This is a genomic window from Paenibacillus sp. FSL H8-0104, assembly GCF_038050215.1.
Taxonomy (GTDB): domain Bacteria; phylum Bacillota; class Bacilli; order Paenibacillales; family Paenibacillaceae; genus Paenibacillus; species Paenibacillus amylolyticus.
The window spans coordinates 1,519,385-1,536,019 of the sequence record NZ_JBBOTC010000001.1 but is presented as its reverse complement, the minus strand read 5'-3'; the positions used below and the strand labels follow the sequence as shown (position 1 = coordinate 1,536,019).

Sequence of the window (16,635 nt, the reverse complement as noted above, 5' to 3'; positions counted from 1 at the left end):
AACCCTTTATTCGATATGTAATATACCTTCGGTTGTTATCAACAGATCAATCCGCAGATCGAGCAGGTCCATCGGGATCTCCTCTTGTAACTGACCCGGCAATACCATCGCAGCCATCAACGGTTTCTTGCCCGTCATCACACATGTTGCTGCAAGCATCTCGGCAAAACGATCATAATAACCGCCACCATAACCAATACGCCCGCCGTGGAGATCATAACCAAGCCCCGGTACCAATACGAGATCGATATCCGGCCAATCATCAGGCGTCAGGACTTCACAGGAATCCTTAGGTTCGGGTATCCCCCATATGCCTGGCTCCAGATCTTGTTCTCCGGTCACTCGCCGTAGCTCCATTCGAGGTGGATTCGCCAACACTTTTGGTGCAAACATCACATCTCCATGATTCCAGCCCTCTTGAAACAGAAAAGCTGTGGACGCTTCGCTTCCATAGGACAGATAACTGAATATGACGAGTGGTTTGTTCACAACCTTGCTCTTGGCCTGTCTAAGGCGCTCCAGCTCCCGCTTCACTCCAGCATTAATCTTAGTCATCGCCTGCTGATGCATGCTTGCATCCATCAGATCACGACTCTGTCTTAGTCTGGATCGAAGCTGACTTTTCAGTTCCGCATGATCCTGCATATCCTTGAATAACCTCCTGTTGATAGGGAAGGTAGAAAAAAGCTCTCATTAAAAACAATTTATATGTTATGACCAGTTGTCATCTTGTTGAAATGGTTAAAATGATTCATTTTCTGCAAAATCCTCATGTAATAACATGCCTTCTTTCAGTTTATCATTGATTGATCAAAAAGACTACATGCCCCATGCGTTCCCAATCGGTGCAATTGCTCTGTATTTCATGTAAACTGGGATATAGTTGTCATATCAAGAACTGGACCTATGGAGGAACTTAATTTTATGCTGCTGCAAGTATCCGGAATTATCAAACGTTTTGGTGTCGATCCAATCCTGGACGGCGTGAACTTACAAATATTAGAACGCGAGCGCATCGGCCTCGTTGGTGTAAACGGTGCCGGGAAATCCACTTTGCTCAAAATTGTAGCCGGTGAAATGTCCTATGACGGAGGACAGATTTTCAAGTCCAAAGAAACGACGCTCGGTTACCTCGCTCAGAACAGCGGGCTGCAATCCGACCGTAACATCTGGGAAGAAATGATGAACGTCTTCGCTCACCTGACACAGGCTGAAGCTGATTTGCGTCAGATGGAACGTGATATTGCCGACCCTGCCCAGATGGAAGACGAGAAAAAGTATGCTGACCTGCTGGAACGTTATGCGAAACGCTCCGACTGGTTCAAGGACCATGGCGGTTATGAGATGGAAACCCGCATTCGCAGCGTACTGCACGGGATGGGATTCGGCGAATTTTCGCCAGACACTCCCATTGCTACTCTAAGCGGCGGGCAGAAGACACGCCTTGCGCTTGCTCGTATTTTGCTTCAGGCACCTGATCTGCTCATGCTGGACGAGCCTACCAACTATCTCGATATCGCCACCCTTACTTGGTTGGAAGATTATCTGAGAGGTTATTCAGGCGCACTGCTCGTGGTATCCCATGACCGGTACTTCCTTGATCGACTTGTAACAACCATCGTTGAGATCGAACGTCACCGCTCCAAAAAATATACGGGCAATTACAGCCGTTATATGGAGCTCAAAGCTGCCGAATATGAAACTCAGATGAAGCAATATGAGAAACAGCAAGGCGAAATCTCCAAGATGGAAGATTTTGTTCAGAAAAACATTGTACGTGCTTCGACGACCAAACGGGCGCAAAGCCGGCGCAAAGCCCTCGACAAAATGGAGCGGCTTGATAAACCGATGGGAGATTTGAAAAAAGCCCATTTTTCCTTCGAAACCGCCGTTATGTCAGGCAAGGAAGTGCTTCGAGTGGATCAGCTGTCTGTCGCTTATGACGAGGCTTCTCCATTGTTCCGCAACGTATCCTTCGATCTGCGACGCGGGGAAACGGTTGCTCTGATTGGACCAAACGGTATTGGTAAATCCACCATGCTGAAGTGTCTTACGGGAAGTTTACGTCCGGTAAGCGGGGAGATCCAATGGGGAACAAAAGTGCAGATTGGCTATTATGATCAGGAACAGACTGGACTCAATCCGTCCAACACGGTTCTGGAAGAACTGTGGAGTGCCTATCCCGGGATGGAAGAAGCACGCATTCGAACCGTACTGGGGAACTTTTTGTTCAGCGGTGACGATGTGCTCAAGAAAATCTCCTCCCTCAGCGGCGGTGAGAAGGCACGTGTGTCTCTCTCCAAGCTGATGCTGAAGGAAGCCAACATGCTCATTCTGGATGAGCCTACGAACCATCTCGACCTGTTTGCCAAAGAAGTGCTGGAAGCGGCATTAATGGATTATGAAGGCACCCTGCTGTTCATCTCCCATGACCGGTACTTCCTCAACAAAATGGCTGAACGCATTGTTGAACTTCATCCAGGCGGCACAGAGCAATATCTCGGTAATTACGATGATTATGTGGAGAAAAAACAGGAGCTTGAGGACATCGCACGTGAAGCTGCTGAGGCACGTCAGGCTTCGTCCAAGAACTCGTCCAGATCCGATTTGAACACAGCCACAACCGAAAAATCCGGAGCGGCTTCATTCGAAGCGGAAAAACAGGCGAAGCGTGAAGAGCGCAACCGACAACGCAAGCAGGAAGCTCTGGAACAACAGATTGCAGAGTTGGAAACAAAGATTACCGAACTTGAGGCACAGATGGCTCTGCCTGAAATCTATCAGGATTATATGAAGCTGCAAGAACTCCAGCAACAATCGGAGGAACACAAAGCAGAACTCACCAAGGCATACGAGGACTGGGAAGAACTAGCTATGGAATAGTACGAATAGTACAGACTCAGAACATGGCTTGATCGGCTCCATGCAAGTATAGTTATACCACCGGCTGATTCCTTATTGGGATCAGCTTTTTGTTTGTTGAGGATGCGTATAGAAGCTATGCACCTTATCTTCTTTATGTTCCTTGAGATTGAACTCTAACATACGGAGGTTAGGGGAGCTGTTTTGACTTTTGTCAAATTTACTCGAATGGAGAGAAATATTTTCATCCCCCTGTCCCTCACACTTATCCACAAGAAAGCAAGATAGCAAGCACATTAATAAGCTTAATTATACAGCGGTAGAATAGCCTTTTTCACACAAAAACCATATTTATCCACCAAGTTATCCACTTTATCCACAACTTTGTGGATAGTAAGGAGTCATTCTATCCCCTAAACCCTTTTCGTTTCGAAAACTATGCTGGTTTGGCTTTGGGATAGTTACCCACAAATTACACTGGATATGTGGATAACTATAGTCACACCTTGACAAATGCATCCTTCCACTCCTCAATGCACCTCCATAATAAGACAAAAGCAGACCTTTGTCGTTCAAGGCCTGCCCGTCATTTATTTACTATATGCCATGCATATTTACATCGAATTGCAATTGCTACTATTGCCGCTGTAGATGCGATCTGGCAAAAGATGTTTTACGCATGTGCTTCTTGTTCATGATGTTCGGAAGACTCGGCCTTCAGCCCAGCAGCATTACAAGCCGCTACATACGCCAAACCGGCAGCCATGACGATATCATTATGTGTTGCTGTTCCCCGGAACTCACGTCCTGCACGCTCCACGGTAATTACAGCTTCTGCACTTGCACCCTCTCCACCACTCAAGGCATGCATCTCCATATCTACAAATGCAATATCATCGGAAATGCTCTGACCAATCGCACGGATGGTTGCATCCACGGGTCCACCGCCAACAGCGGAGTAAGATTGTTCTCCAGCGCTTGTGCGAATGCGAACGGCGGCCATTCGATCCGTCATACTGCCCGCCGTCACCTGCAATTCAACCAGTTCATAGTCCTGTGCAGGAATATTCATGGTCTGGCTAACCATCTGTAATAACTGGTCGTCACTGACCACTTTTTGCTGGTCTGCGGTTTCTTTGAACACCTCATACAATTGCTCCATCTGTTGCTCATCCGGCTCAAAACCGTATTTGCGAACCCGATCCTTCAGGGCGTGACGACCGGAGTGTTTCCCCAAAATAATCATGCTGCGTGGGATACCCAGCGCTTCCGGGTCCATAATCTCATAGGTGCTCCGATTCTTCAGCAGACCATCCTGATGGATGCCGGATTCATGCTGGAATGCATTACGTCCCACCACTGGTTTGTTGTACGCAATCGGGAAGTGCATCGCACGGCTAATCTGACGTGAAGTCTCATACAGCTGATTCAGCTTAATGTTCGTCGTTGCACCAATTGCGTCTCCCCGAGTCTCCAGCGCCATAATCAGCTCTTCCAGTGCACAGTTCCCTGTCCGTTCTCCGATACCATTAATGGTCACTTCAATCTGAGAAGCACCATTGGCAATCGCAGCCAAGCTATTGGCTACGGCCAGGCCCAGATCATTGTGACAGTGAGCACTATAGCGAACCTGATCGCCGCCTCTTGCACCCTCACGCACCCGGCGGAACATCTCGCCATACTCATGTGGCAGGGCATATCCGACCGTATCCGGCAGATTAATAATGGTCGCTCCAGCTTCAATGGCGACTTCAACCATTTCAATCAGATCGTCCATCTTGGTACGGGCAGCGTCCATCGCTGTGAACTCTACGATGTCCGTGAACTGGCGTGCATAAGATACCATCTCACGAGCGGTAGCCACCACTTCACTGCGCGGACGGCGCAGTTGATGCTCAATATGAATATCCGAAGAAGAGATAAACAGGTGAATTCGGCGCCGTGCTGCATCCGCTGTTGCTTGAACAGCTGCATCGATATCACCTTTGACCGCACGCGCGAATCCACAGATCTCCACGTTCTGCAACTGTCTCGAAATCGCCTGAACCGCCGCGAACTCACCTGGACTGGAGATCGGGAATCCAGGCTCAATGACGTCGATACCCAGAGAAGCCAGTTGGTGTGCCAGTTCAATCTTTTGCTCGGGCTGCAGACTTGCTCCCGGTGCCTGTTCTCCATCACGCAGCGTTGTATCAAAAATCTCAATCATGCGTTTGTTATTAGTTGTTGTCATATTCATCAACCTCCATCAAATTTTTATAAATCCTGTTGAATGTTTAGTGCCTATACTTGTTGTTCAATGTTCATTACTCGTTCGTTGTATATCCTGCTTACCTTCATGACAGAGTGTACGTCGACTTACACCCTGACCTTCTGATTCTCAATCTCCATATGGTTCTTCCCATGCCCACCCTGCTGCCGGCAGCAAATACAAATAACCCGCCATCTCATATAAGAGACGGCGGGTTATTATCCCCTCCGCGGTACCACTCTCGCTTGATGGGCCAGGCTTGCGCCGGACTCCATCCACCTCGTCGTCTCCGAAATCCGCTGGATGTGCGTGCACGCACGACACTACTCGCACTCGGAGAAACACCCTATAACGGGGGTTAACCGTTGCTGTGTAACACATGTTGTTGTCCATCAGGACAACTGGGCGATTGATATCGTCCCCACGCTTCCACAACTCCGTTCCCGGGCGAGATTCGAATGATTCCAGCCACTGCGTCGCACCACCCCGCAGCTCTCTGAGCGCTTTATCATTCTACTGCTCCCGTTCATCACATTTATAATATGACCTAACTTCATTATTTTGAAAATCAAAAAAGCCTGCCACCTCATGCAATAATGCAAGAGACGACAGGCTGTTCACCTTCGCGGTACCACTCTTGTTGACTTCCTTCCTGTTCATTCAAGACAACCCCTGAATGCTTTCGCATATCCGGATCACTTGAAGCAGCCTGAAAGCCCCCTCAGTTATCGTCAGTTGATCCTTGTAACAACGATTCTACCGACAACGGCCCATTCACGGAGGCAACCCGTAACCATGTACTTTGGGCCATGATCGGCCTTCGGATTCTCCCAGGGAGTCACCGTGTTCCATCGTTCCGCTTCCAGGTGAGTTTCAGGTTTCCTTCGACTGCGTTGCACCATACCGCAGCTCTCTAAGACCGGGAATAACCTTACTATTCCTGTTCATCGCGTTTATCAGTTCAGGAATCTGAATTCCTGTTTAAATTTGTAACTAAATATACATTCTTTACATCCCTGCTGTCAACTCTTAATCTCAAACTGTTTGCTATAAGGACTGAACGGACCATTCCTCCAGAGAAAGTCCCGGATCTGCCTTCGCATCAAATTCAGCAATTTCTCCCCGCTGCCATTTAAGATACGCAGCTGCTCCTATCATGGCCGCATTATCCGTACAATATTCCATTGGCGGGATTAACAGTTCAAGCCCTTCCTTCGTGCATCGCTCCTGTAATGCCGAGCGTAACCCACGGTTAGCTGCAACACCACCACATAATAACAGTTGACGTGAACCATATTCACGAACTGCTCTAACGGCTTTCTCCACCAACACTTCAACAACAGCTTCCTGGAAACCACGTGCAACCGCAGACGGCTCCAAGGTTTCTCCGCGCATTTTGGCCTGGTTGAGCACATTCAGTACAGCAGACTTCAGACCACTGAGACTGAAATCGTACGAACCTGCTTCCAGCCATACCCGTGGTAATGGCACTACATCCTCCGCTTCAGACGCCATCCGGTCCACATGCGGGCCTCCCGGATAAGGACAACCCAGTGCACGTGCTACTTTGTCATACGCTTCGCCTACAGCATCATCACGTGTACGACCAATCAGTTTGAACTTACCCTCGAATTCCATATGCACGAGTTCTGTATGTCCACCAGATACGACCAGTGCCATCGCTGGATATTGCAGTTCATGAGTAAGTCGGTTGGCATAGATATGCCCCGCAATATGATGTGTGCCAATGAGCGGTTTGCCCAGAGCCATCGCCAGCGTTTTGGCTGCAACGATTCCTACCAGCAATGCCCCGACCAGTCCAGGACCTTGCGTCACGGCAATTGCACTTAGATCACGCGGACGAATGCCGGACTGTTCGATCGCCTGTTCCAGCATCAACGTAATGACTTCAACGTGTTTGCGTGAAGCCACTTCAGGTACAACACCACCAAATGCCTTATGGGTCTCGATCTGACTTGAGATCAGATTGGACAGCACTTCCCGTCCATCTTTGACTACTGCTACCGATGTTTCATCACAGCTTGTCTCCACCGCCAAAATGTAGGATGGTGCAGAATTTATTTTTTCATTAATTTCGTTCATGAATCCAGTACGCTTCCTTCCTCTTCGCCGCTCCGGCCTGCAGACGGCAAGTTCGCCCACATAATCATCGCATCTTCCCCATTATCGGAGTAATATCCTTTACGAAGACCCGCCGATTCAAACCCTTTTTTCTGATATAAACGCTGAGCAATGCTGTTCGAGACTCTGACCTCCAGCGTCATTCGTTCCATCCCGAGATAAGCCGCTGTGCTCATTAATTCATCCAGTAACTTTTCACCAAGCTTGCGTCCACGGTACGCGCCTCTGACTGCAATATTGGTAATATGGGCTTCATCCATGATTGTCCACATACCTGCATAGCCAATGGCCTTTCCATCTAATTCCATCACCATATATTTAGCAAAATGATTGTGTGTCAATTCATTTTGAAATGCTTCTTCCGTCCAGGGCAGGGTAAAGGCCTCATGTTCAATCTCCATCACATCGGGAATATCCGCGAGTGTCATGAACCTGAACTGAAGCGTTGCTTCCTGCTTATTATTCGCCACATTGTCCATCTGCTTCCCCTCCCCCTTCAGCCTTTGCGCAGCAGATTGGCTTCCGCTTCAGACAGCTGGGTGTAGTTCGGCACCAGCGCATGCACGTCATCACGCTGACCTGCAAGCAGCGCGGCGGCGCCAAGGCGCCCAACCCAGCGGCCTTCCAGCTCATAAGGTACGAGCTGGAGCGCCGTTCCTGCGGGGCAGCGAAGCTCCGCCGCTGCCGCAGCATGAGGGCCCGTCTCGCCGACGATCCAGACGGCTACGGGCCGCTCTTCCGGCGCCGCCTCCGCCATGCGGGCGGCGAGAGCTTCCAGCCATCCGTCCATCTTGCGGATGGCATCAGGCGCCAGACGCCGGGGCGCATCGCTCCCGGCGGAGGCAAACAGCGCGGTGCACGCTTGACCGCGCCGTGCATCCACAAGCGGAACGATCCAGTGGACTGGGGCAGCACCTGTGCTGCCCTGGTCCGCGGATGGCGTTCCGCCAGCCCCTGCTGCGGCATCTTCTGCCGCAGCTTCCGCCTTGGTGGCAAGGCCGCTGTGCCAGCCGCCCCAGGCGATGGCCTGAAGGCTGGACACCCCGGCTACGGGGATGTCCCACGCCCAGGCCAGTGTCTTCGCCGCGGTCACCGCAATGCGGATGCCCGTGTACGAGCCTGGGCCAACGCCAACGGCAATGCCGTCAAGTTGCCCAGGCTGTGTGTTGCTGGCGGCCAGCAGCTGCTCCATCACCGGTACGACGTGTACCGAATGGTTACGCTCAGCCCGTTCATTGCGTTCTTCCAGAAGCGCATGATCTTCCATCATCGCAGCTGCCATCACTGCGGTGGATGTATCCAACGCCAAAAACCGCTGACGCGGCTCTTTTTGTAAATCTTCCATCATCATTTGACTCCATTCTGTCTGAACTGTCGGCATATGGCTGCATAAGTCTCGCCGTACCCATCCAGTGTAATCGTTCGATCCTCCAGGCCCGTTGTTTCAATCTGCACATGCAAGTGCTCTTGCGGCAGCAATTCGGGAATTATACTCGACCACTCCACCAGACTGACTCCGGCTCCATAGAAATATTCATCAAGTCCAAGCTCATCCGCTTCTTCCAGCGATATGCGATATACATCCATGTGATATAAAGGCAGACGCCCTTCGTACTCCTTGATTAGCGTGAATGTGGGACTGCTTACCACATCACGTACACCCAAATGCCAGGCAAATTTCTGTGAAAATGCCGTTTTTCCCGCCCCCAGATCACCATCCAAAGCAATCACCATGCCGGCGTTTGCCTGTCTGGCGAGTGCGGAAGCGAGTGCTTCTGTATCTGCAATGCCATGGGATTGATACACCCACTGCTCGTGCGTCTGATTCAATATTCGCCCCACCTTTGGCGGTCCAGCCGCCTGAGTTCACTTTGAACCTTATTATATCGGTCCCTTTCTTCCCCCGCAACATCCAAGGAGGCGAGCGGAAATATAACGTGCATTATTAGACGTGTCTCAAAACTTGCTTCCTTCGAAGTTTCAGACACCTATTAGGAAAAACCAAAAACCGGCACCTCTCGGTACCGGCCGTGTTATGCATATATTTGAGCTTTTATTTATTCTCGAATTCCTCAATAACGATATGCTACTTGTATCTACTCCTCCAAACGATCCACACGAACCGTCTGGGTATTTCCCGGCCTGCTGCCAACCTGAACGGTTGCCATGCCATTGGCTTCATCCACATTCTCGATCCAGACTGGATCTCCCTCCAGCGTAACGGCAATGGTATCCTTCGAATCATAGATCGCTTTGGCGCGCTTTGCATCCATCATCTTATTCATACTCCCCTTCCGGATCATCATGTGACTCTCGAACCATGCTATCTGTTGTACTTTCACCAATATAACCGTTATCTTCCGTAACCTGTCCCCCGCCTAACCCTTCATTCACCATCCGATCAATGTCGAGCATGAACGACTCACGATCAAGGGGCAATTCTTCCGAAGTGACCGCTTCCCAGTTTACAGCTGTAGCAGGTGTATAGAATTCTTCAGCACTTTCGGCTTCAGCAAGAGGGTACGGAGAAAATGCATGCTTGTGTGCTTCTTCCTCATCACGTCTATTCTTCAATATTGCACCTCCCGGCATATGTGCTGCGAGAATAACTACCTAATTCCATGCTCGTCTTCCTGTCGGAATCCAAACATGTTTCTGTTATCATCCCCGAGTCTCGCCGAACCATACGAATTCGTTCGTCTACAAGACGATTATCCCTCGCGCCAGATGCCCATACTATTAAATATAAAGGTACCTCAATGAAAGGAGCCGATCTATGCATACCGTCTGGAAAGGTGCAATCAGTTTTGGCCTTGTGCATGTCCCTGTCAAAATGTTCTCGGCTACCGAAGACAAAGACATCTCGATGCGCTACATCCATAAAGTCTGCGGCAGCCCGCTCGCTTATGTTCGTCAATGTCCCTCCTGTGAAGTGGATGTGAAGTGGGAAGAGATCACCAAAGGCTATGAATATGAAAAAGGAAAGTTTGTTCTCTTCGAGAAAGATGAATTGGAAGCGTTAAATGATTCCACCAGCAAAACCATTACCATACTGGATTTTGTCGACTTGACTGAGATTGATCCGATCTATTTCCAGAAAACATATTACCTATCGCCCGATCAGGCTGGTGGAAATGCTTACCAGCTGTTGATGAACGCAATGCGGGATACCGGCAAAATTGGCATCGCCAAAATCTCCATTCGCTCGAAGAGCAGCCTGGCTGCCATACGCGTGCTGGAAGATTGCCTCTCCATGGAGACGATTTTCTATCCGGACGAGATTCGTCCTGTCTCCCAGGTGCCCAACTTGCCGGAAGTGCAGAACGTAAATGAAAAGGAACTCACGATGGCAAAGTTGCTGATTGATCAATTGTCCACACCTTTTGAACCCGGTAAATACACCGATGACTATCGCAGCAAACTGCTGGATCTTATCCAGCACAAAGTGGCAGGTGAAGAAATCAAGATTGCTCCAGCCAAACCTGAAGCCAATGTGATGGATTTAATGGCTGCCTTGCAGGCAAGTATCGAGGCCGTGAAGCCTATTCCGGCTGACCCTGGGACAACAACGGCCAAGCCTAAGAAACGTGCACCGCGAAAAACGCCTGCTCAAGCGGTTGCCGGAGGAGAATCCGATACACCTGCTGCACCAGCCAAAAGAAAAAAGGCGACAACCAAACCAAAAGTTTGAATGTCGCTAAGGCAAGACCGATTCCGTTATATGCGTGTGTAATGCGTTCAACTCAAGTCCGGCTTTACAGTCGGATTTTTTTGTTTTACAGAACTATTGGAACAATTCATTCCACTAAAACTCCAGTTATAATTGCAAAATACAATTGACGAAAGCTGATTTATATTTTATATTAACTTATGAAAAGTAACTTATTTATGAATATACAGTCACCCTGTAATTCTACTTCAACAGTATGCAATTAAATAATCCGTTTTCAACGCATATACACAATTAAACGAGCACCCATATTATCTATTATCAGGAGGAAACAATCATGAATACAACATATCAAATCCCTGCCACAACCCATCTGGGTGAAGTGAGTCTGCGAATTATGAACCTAGACCGTTCAATTAAGTTCTATACCGAAGTGGTTGGATTAAAATTACTGGAGCGTAGTGGCAAAGTGGCCACGTTGACAGCCGACGGAAAACAGTCCCTGCTGCGATTGGAAGAGCTCACGGATGGAATTACCCTGCCGGAACGCTCACACGCTGGCTTGTATCATTTCGCCATCCTGCTGCCTGACCGCAAGTCCCTGGGTCTTGCTCTTCGTAATCTGGCTGCATCCGGTATCGATATCGGCCAAGGCGATCACTTGGTCAGCGAAGCCTTCTATATCTCCGATCCCGATCAGAACGGGATTGAGATCTATGCCGACCGTGCACGTGATACCTGGAAACGGGATAGCGACAATAACTACGTGATGGCAAGTGATCCTGTTGATGCGGAAAGCCTGTTTGCCATCTCGGAGAATGAACCTTGGCAGGGCCTGCCTGCTGGCACCGTTATTGGTCATGTACATTTCCACGTCCGAAGCCTGGAAGAAGCACGCAACTATTACACCGGCATACTCGGTTTTGATATCGTGGGTAACTTCGCCAACATGTCAGCACTCTTTGTATCCGCAGGTGGCTATCATCATCATCTGGGACTTAATATCTGGGCGGGAGTGAACGCACCTGTTAATCCAGATAACGCTACAGGAATTGACTACTTCACCATTGTGTACGCCACACAGGAACAATTGGATCAGGCACTTGAACAATTGCGTCAATCCGGTGCAGTCGTTACCCAAGTGGAGGGTACCTGGTTTACGGTAGACCCACAAAATATTCGTATACGTCTGACAACTGCGAACTGATTTAGTTTAGGCGTTACAATATGCTTGCTTAACCTCATTTTATTAAGCCCGGGTAACTGATTTCTCTACATCACAGAGAGATCAGTTACCCGGGCTTTTTGAGTTGGCTTTTATAAAACTGGCACAATTGGTGCATTCTAACCAATACATAGACAAGATATGTTAAGGAGATACCTCATGATCGAAAAGGGACGTTTGACTGTTAGACAGCTCGCTTCACTCATGTTCCTGTGCACCATTGGGGAGCAGATTCTGGTCTTCCCTTCCATGATCACATCCTACGCTCATCAGGATGCCTGGTTATCAGCCTTATTGGGAGTCGCAGGGGGCTTGGGAATACTCTTCATTATGCTAGTTGCCTACAAACTGCATCCCCGGTTGAATCTGATTCAAAATGCTCTTCGAACACTGGGACCCTGGATCGGAACCTTGTTTGGCTCTTTTTATCTCTTTTATTTCCTGATCAGTACCTCAACGTTCATTAGGGAGATTGGCGATTTTATGTCTACTCAGATCTTGCCGGAATCTCCATTACTGATTCTGCATTTGGTTTTTATGTGTTCGCTTGTCTGGGGGCTTCTGTCGGGTCTGGAGAGCATTGGTAAAACTGCTGAGGTCTTTCTTCCTCTGATCGTGTTGTTTCTACTTATTCTGACGGTGTGTCTAATCCCCCATATACGTTTGGCCAACATCCAACCTGTGCTGGCACAAGGGTTTCTTGATCCATTCAAAGGTTTTGTTGCTGTACTCACATATCCCTACTGCGAGTTGTGCATCTTCATGATGCTTTTTCCCTACACTAAAAATGAGCCCCATCTGGAGAAGGACATTCTGTTAGCAGGGATGATTGGCGGATTGTTACTCACGCTGACGCTAAGTATGTGTCTGCTCGTTATGGGACCATGGATGACCCAGCATCACTGGTTCGCTTCATTCAACCTTTCACAGAAGATCAATATCGGAAACTTTATGCAACGCATCGAAGCTTTCATAGCATCGGTCTGGATTATCGCTGTTTTCTTCAAAGCCGCTCTGTTCTTTTACGGTTTTGTCCTGGGCGTCGCTCACCTGTTTCGCTTGTCCAGTAACCGTTCGCTGATCCTGCCGGGTGCCATGCTTATTCTCGCCATGTCTATTCTAATCTCTCCAAACGAGAACTTTTATCTCAAGGTCGTTATTCCCTATTGGATTGATTGGGATCTGACCTGTGGTATAGCACTTCCGTTACTGCTCATTCTGGTGCATCATATGAAGTCCCGCTTCAAAAAATATAGTAAAATTCCGAATTAACCTGAGCTAATTGGTGTACGAGAGAGGAGTTCCCCATGTTCAAACCGCTGATTCCGTTCGAACCCATATCCAGAGATACTTTGCCCACAGGGCCGCAATGGATTGCCCAGATCAAGTGGGATGGAGTCCGTATGCTTGCCTATGAGGACGGGCAGGAGCTGCGTCTGGTGAATCGCAGATTACATGATCGAACCGCACAGTATCCCGAGCTGGTAACACCTCGCAATCTATGCTCAGGCTCCTCCTATATCTTGGATGGAGAAGTTATTGCGCTGGACCCAGACACCGGAAAACCTTCGTTTTATCATGTTCTGCGGCGGGATCGGATGAGCAGACCCGAAGGTATCGCCCAAGCCATACATCAGATTCCGGTCACATATATGGTATTTGATATCCTGTTCTATGAGGGGAAATGGGTGACGGATCAGCCTTTGGCGGATCGACAGCGCCTGTTGCACGAGGTCCTTAACACCGCTCCCCATGTTCAGGAGGTCACCAATACACTTGATGCCGCTTCCCTGCTTACGGTCATGAGACAACATCAGATGGAAGGCATTGTCTGCAAGGATCTCACCAGCAGTTATGGCATACAGGGCAAGGATCAGCGCTGGCAGAAGGTCAAAATCATGCATGACGTATATGCCATGATCGGGGGAGTCACGTACCGGAGCGGTATTGTGAATGCAGTTGCGGTCGGTGTATATGACGGGCCTGATTTTGTCTATATTGGTCATGTTGGGACTGGCAAACTGAACTCCAATACGTGGCGGGAACTCACACATCAAGTCGAGCCTCTGATCAGGCAGGACAGACCATTCCATAATGTACCCGAGCGCAGTGCAGAGACCACCTGGGTGGAACCGCGAATAGGAGTCAAAGTGCAATATATGGAGCTGACTCATCATCACACTCTGCGCCATCCCAGTATTCAGACCTTCGCGGATGTAACCCGTGAGGATTGTCTGGCGAACCAGCTTCTTCAATGAGGAGAAGATCGCACCACTCGTGTTTCAGCCTAGTGATTCAAAGACTCATTACACAATAGGAGGTGTCCTGTATGGCCCCTAAGATCCAAGGAACCATCATAATAGAAGGCACTGAGCTGACGGTCACCAACCCGGACAAGCTCTTATGGCCGGAAGCGGGTGTTACCAAAGCCATCTATTTGCAAAAGCTGGCCGCTCTGGCTCCTTATCTGCTCACGTATACGAGCAATCGACTTCTCACCACGATAAGGTATCCCCACGGCGCTGGAGGAACATTTTTCTATCAAAAGAATGCCCCTGAGCCCGTACCAGATTATGTGCGCACTGAAGTTCACGACGGCATCCGATATGTGGTCATGAATGGACTTCCCGAATTGTTATGGCTTGGTAATCTGGCTGCACTTGAATTTCATCCTTCTCTGCATACTGTGGGAAGCCATCTGCCCAGTGAATGGATGATTGATCTGGACCCTTCTCAGGAACATGAACCGCGGATCATGCAAGCTGCACTCATCGTTGGCGAAACCCTGACTTCCCTTGGTCTGAGGTCCATTCCCAAAACTTCGGGCGCAACAGGAGTTCAGATCATCGTTCCCATTGTGCAAGGTGTAACCTTTGATGAATTGAGAGAGGTTGGTTATTTCGTCGGCAAATATGTCACTCAGAAGCACCCGGATCTGTTCACACTGGAACGACTTAAAAAGGACCGTGGAGACCGCATTTATTTTGACTATCTCCAGCATTATGGAGGCAAGACCCTTGCCGCTCCCTATACACCACGTGCCAAATCAGGTGCCACTGTCTCTACACCCCTTACCTGGGATGAGGTTAGAAGCAACGTCTCCATCCAGGATTATCATCTGATGAACATTATTGAACGTTTGAACCAAACCGGTGATTTAATCGCAGCTGTTGAACCCCAACCGGTAGAGCTCATTCTCAAACATTTGAAGAAAAAATAGCCGACTCCCTCATCACAAGGGTGTCGGCTATTATCATTCATGTATATATCAATCGCTAATGGATACCTTTTTTCTTGAAACGTCCGCCCTTCACGTCATGAATGTTACCGATAGCCACAAAGGCTTGCGGGTCCCAATCTTCAACGATGGTCTTCAGCTTCGCTTCTTCCAAACGGGTAATCACGACAAAAATGATCTTTTTCTCGTCGCCGCTGAATCCGCCCTCTCCATCCAGGAAAGTTACACCACGACCAAGACGGTCTGTCAGGGCTGAACCGATATCACGATATTTCTCACTAATGATCCATACCGATTTGGACTGGTCAAGTCCTTCATTCACAATATCAATCATCTTCATCGCAATATAATATGCAATCATGGAATACAGGGCATTCGGCCAGCCGAATACAAATCCTGCACCTGCAAAAATAAACACGTTAATGAACAATACGATCTGTCCTACAGACAAAGGTGACTTCTCACTAAGCAAGATCGCCACAATCTCCGTACCATCCAGTGAACCGCCAGACCGAATGACAAGTCCAACACCCACACCCAGGATCAATCCGCCAAATACAGCTCCGAGCAAAGGCTCCCCTGGTGTTAATGCAGGCACATGGTGCAATAATGATGTCCCGATGGACATGACCACGATCCCCAGCAGCGTGGATAACGCAAATGTTTTACCAATCTGCTTGTAACCCAGAATCAGGAAAGGCAAGTTGAGCAAGGTCAGGAACACTCCGAGTGGCAGATGTGTAAGTTCTGACACCATAATTGAAATCCCCGTAATCCCACCATCAATAACACCATTCGGTACGAGAAACACTTCAAGCGATACAGCCATTAGTGCAGCACCGATCAGAATCATCACAATACGTTGCAGCAGCTTTAATGTAAACACCGAGCTTTTGACCCCGCGGTCAGCTTGCTTGGCTGTTAGTTCTTTCACCGTTACATTGGACATGGTATCCCCCCCGTTAAATCAGTGTGTGAATCCATTTTATAAATCATTTAAATACTCAGGGTGAATCTACATATGGAGAACAGCAAACTGCGTTCTATATGTGCCCCGGCTATACAGCGCAAGCATCTAAAGGCGATATAAAATGGATTCAAAATGTTATTCATCCCGGTTTGCACTTTCAAAAGAGAGCAAAAGGGAGCCTGTTTTCCCGCAGACTCCCCTCCTTCGCCAAGACATGATTTATATATCTATTATATCATAAAAGATCAAATTTGCGCAAAATACTTAGCAAAAAGAA

The 16,635-nt window shown here is 48.7% G+C and carries 16 protein-coding genes and 1 other annotated feature; of the genes, 6 read left to right on the top strand and 10 right to left on the bottom strand.

Going from position 1 to position 16,635, the window contains the following annotated elements; translation table 11 throughout:
* Positions 1-6: 6 nt before the first annotated feature.
* On the bottom strand, positions 7-645 hold the full coding sequence (locus tag NST38_RS06795; RefSeq protein ID WP_076251475.1) for a 5-formyltetrahydrofolate cyclo-ligase: 639 nt from the start codon (positions 643-645) through the stop codon (positions 7-9).
* A gap of 279 nt (positions 646-924) precedes the next feature.
* On the opposite strand from NST38_RS06795, the gene NST38_RS06790 reads away from it, so the two are divergent.
* Positions 925-2,883 carry an ABC-F family ATP-binding cassette domain-containing protein gene (locus tag NST38_RS06790; protein ID WP_076251473.1) on the top strand — a complete coding sequence of 653 codons (1,959 nt, stop codon included), beginning with the start codon at positions 925-927 and terminating at the stop codon, positions 2,881-2,883.
* A gap of 652 nt (positions 2,884-3,535) precedes the next feature.
* Here the strand turns inward: NST38_RS06790 and NST38_RS06785 are convergent.
* The 8 genes from NST38_RS06785 to NST38_RS06755 form a co-directional block, all read right to left on the bottom strand.
* Positions 3,536-5,095 carry a 2-isopropylmalate synthase gene (locus tag NST38_RS06785; RefSeq protein WP_076251471.1) on the bottom strand — a complete coding sequence of 520 codons (1,560 nt, stop codon included), beginning with the start codon at positions 5,093-5,095 and terminating at the stop codon, positions 3,536-3,538.
* Positions 5,096-5,313: 218 nt separating this feature from the next.
* Positions 5,314-5,652: a binding site (T-box leader), on the bottom strand.
* Complete coding sequence (locus tag NST38_RS31610) at positions 5,627-5,773, bottom strand: hypothetical protein (protein ID WP_422395246.1); 147 nt, start codon at positions 5,771-5,773, stop codon at positions 5,627-5,629. (Overlaps the previous feature by 26 nt.)
* Positions 5,774-6,160: 387 nt before the next feature.
* Complete coding sequence (gene tsaD, locus NST38_RS06780) at positions 6,161-7,216, bottom strand: tRNA (adenosine(37)-N6)-threonylcarbamoyltransferase complex transferase subunit TsaD (RefSeq protein ID WP_076251469.1); 1,056 nt, start codon at positions 7,214-7,216, stop codon at positions 6,161-6,163.
* Complete coding sequence (gene rimI / locus NST38_RS06775) at positions 7,213-7,734, bottom strand: ribosomal protein S18-alanine N-acetyltransferase (protein ID WP_076251466.1); 522 nt, start codon at positions 7,732-7,734, stop codon at positions 7,213-7,215. The genes tsaD and rimI overlap by 4 nt, the downstream gene beginning before the upstream one ends.
* A gap of 17 nt (positions 7,735-7,751) precedes the next feature.
* Positions 7,752-8,600, bottom strand: a complete 849-nt coding sequence (gene tsaB / locus NST38_RS06770) for a tRNA (adenosine(37)-N6)-threonylcarbamoyltransferase complex dimerization subunit type 1 TsaB (protein WP_036669213.1) — start codon at positions 8,598-8,600, stop codon at positions 7,752-7,754.
* Positions 8,601-8,602: 2 nt separating this feature from the next.
* Positions 8,603-9,085 carry a tRNA (adenosine(37)-N6)-threonylcarbamoyltransferase complex ATPase subunit type 1 TsaE gene (tsaE, locus tag NST38_RS06765; RefSeq protein ID WP_036668953.1) on the bottom strand — a complete coding sequence of 161 codons (483 nt, stop codon included), beginning with the start codon at positions 9,083-9,085 and terminating at the stop codon, positions 8,603-8,605.
* 266 nt (positions 9,086-9,351) lie between these two features.
* Positions 9,352-9,528: an H-type small acid-soluble spore protein gene (locus NST38_RS06760; protein WP_026081228.1), complete on the bottom strand. Its 177-nt coding sequence runs from the start codon at positions 9,526-9,528 to the stop codon at positions 9,352-9,354.
* A 4-nt stretch (positions 9,529-9,532) separates the two neighbouring features.
* A complete protein-coding gene (locus tag NST38_RS06755) occupies positions 9,533-9,829 on the bottom strand; it encodes a hypothetical protein (RefSeq protein WP_036668952.1) in 297 nt (98 codons plus the stop codon).
* Positions 9,830-10,031: 202 nt separating this feature from the next.
* Here NST38_RS06755 and ku point away from each other — a divergent pair, with 202 nt between their 5' ends.
* The 5 genes from ku to ligD all read left to right on the top strand — a co-directional run bounded on the left by ku (position 10,032) and on the right by ligD (position 15,370).
* A complete protein-coding gene (gene ku / locus NST38_RS06750) occupies positions 10,032-10,946 on the top strand; it encodes a non-homologous end joining protein Ku (protein ID WP_076251464.1) in 915 nt (304 codons plus the stop codon).
* 316 nt (positions 10,947-11,262) lie between these two features.
* Positions 11,263-12,132: a VOC family protein gene (locus NST38_RS06745; protein WP_076251462.1), complete on the top strand. Its 870-nt coding sequence runs from the start codon at positions 11,263-11,265 to the stop codon at positions 12,130-12,132.
* A 177-nt stretch (positions 12,133-12,309) separates the two neighbouring features.
* Entirely contained in the window at positions 12,310-13,422 is a 1,113-nt protein-coding gene (locus NST38_RS06740; RefSeq protein WP_076251460.1) for a GerAB/ArcD/ProY family transporter, read from the top strand.
* Between the two features lie 35 nt (positions 13,423-13,457).
* Positions 13,458-14,408, top strand: coding sequence for an ATP-dependent DNA ligase (locus tag NST38_RS06735; protein ID WP_076251458.1), 951 nt, complete (start codon positions 13,458-13,460; stop codon positions 14,406-14,408).
* Between the two features lie 71 nt (positions 14,409-14,479).
* On the top strand, positions 14,480-15,370 hold the full coding sequence (gene ligD, locus NST38_RS06730) for a non-homologous end-joining DNA ligase (RefSeq protein WP_076251456.1): 891 nt from the start codon (positions 14,480-14,482) through the stop codon (positions 15,368-15,370).
* 55 nt (positions 15,371-15,425) lie between these two features.
* On the opposite strand, the gene NST38_RS06725 is transcribed toward ligD, so the two are convergent.
* Complete coding sequence (locus NST38_RS06725; protein WP_036668942.1) at positions 15,426-16,337, bottom strand: YitT family protein; 912 nt, start codon at positions 16,335-16,337, stop codon at positions 15,426-15,428.
* Between the last annotated feature and the right edge of the window lie 298 nt (positions 16,338-16,635).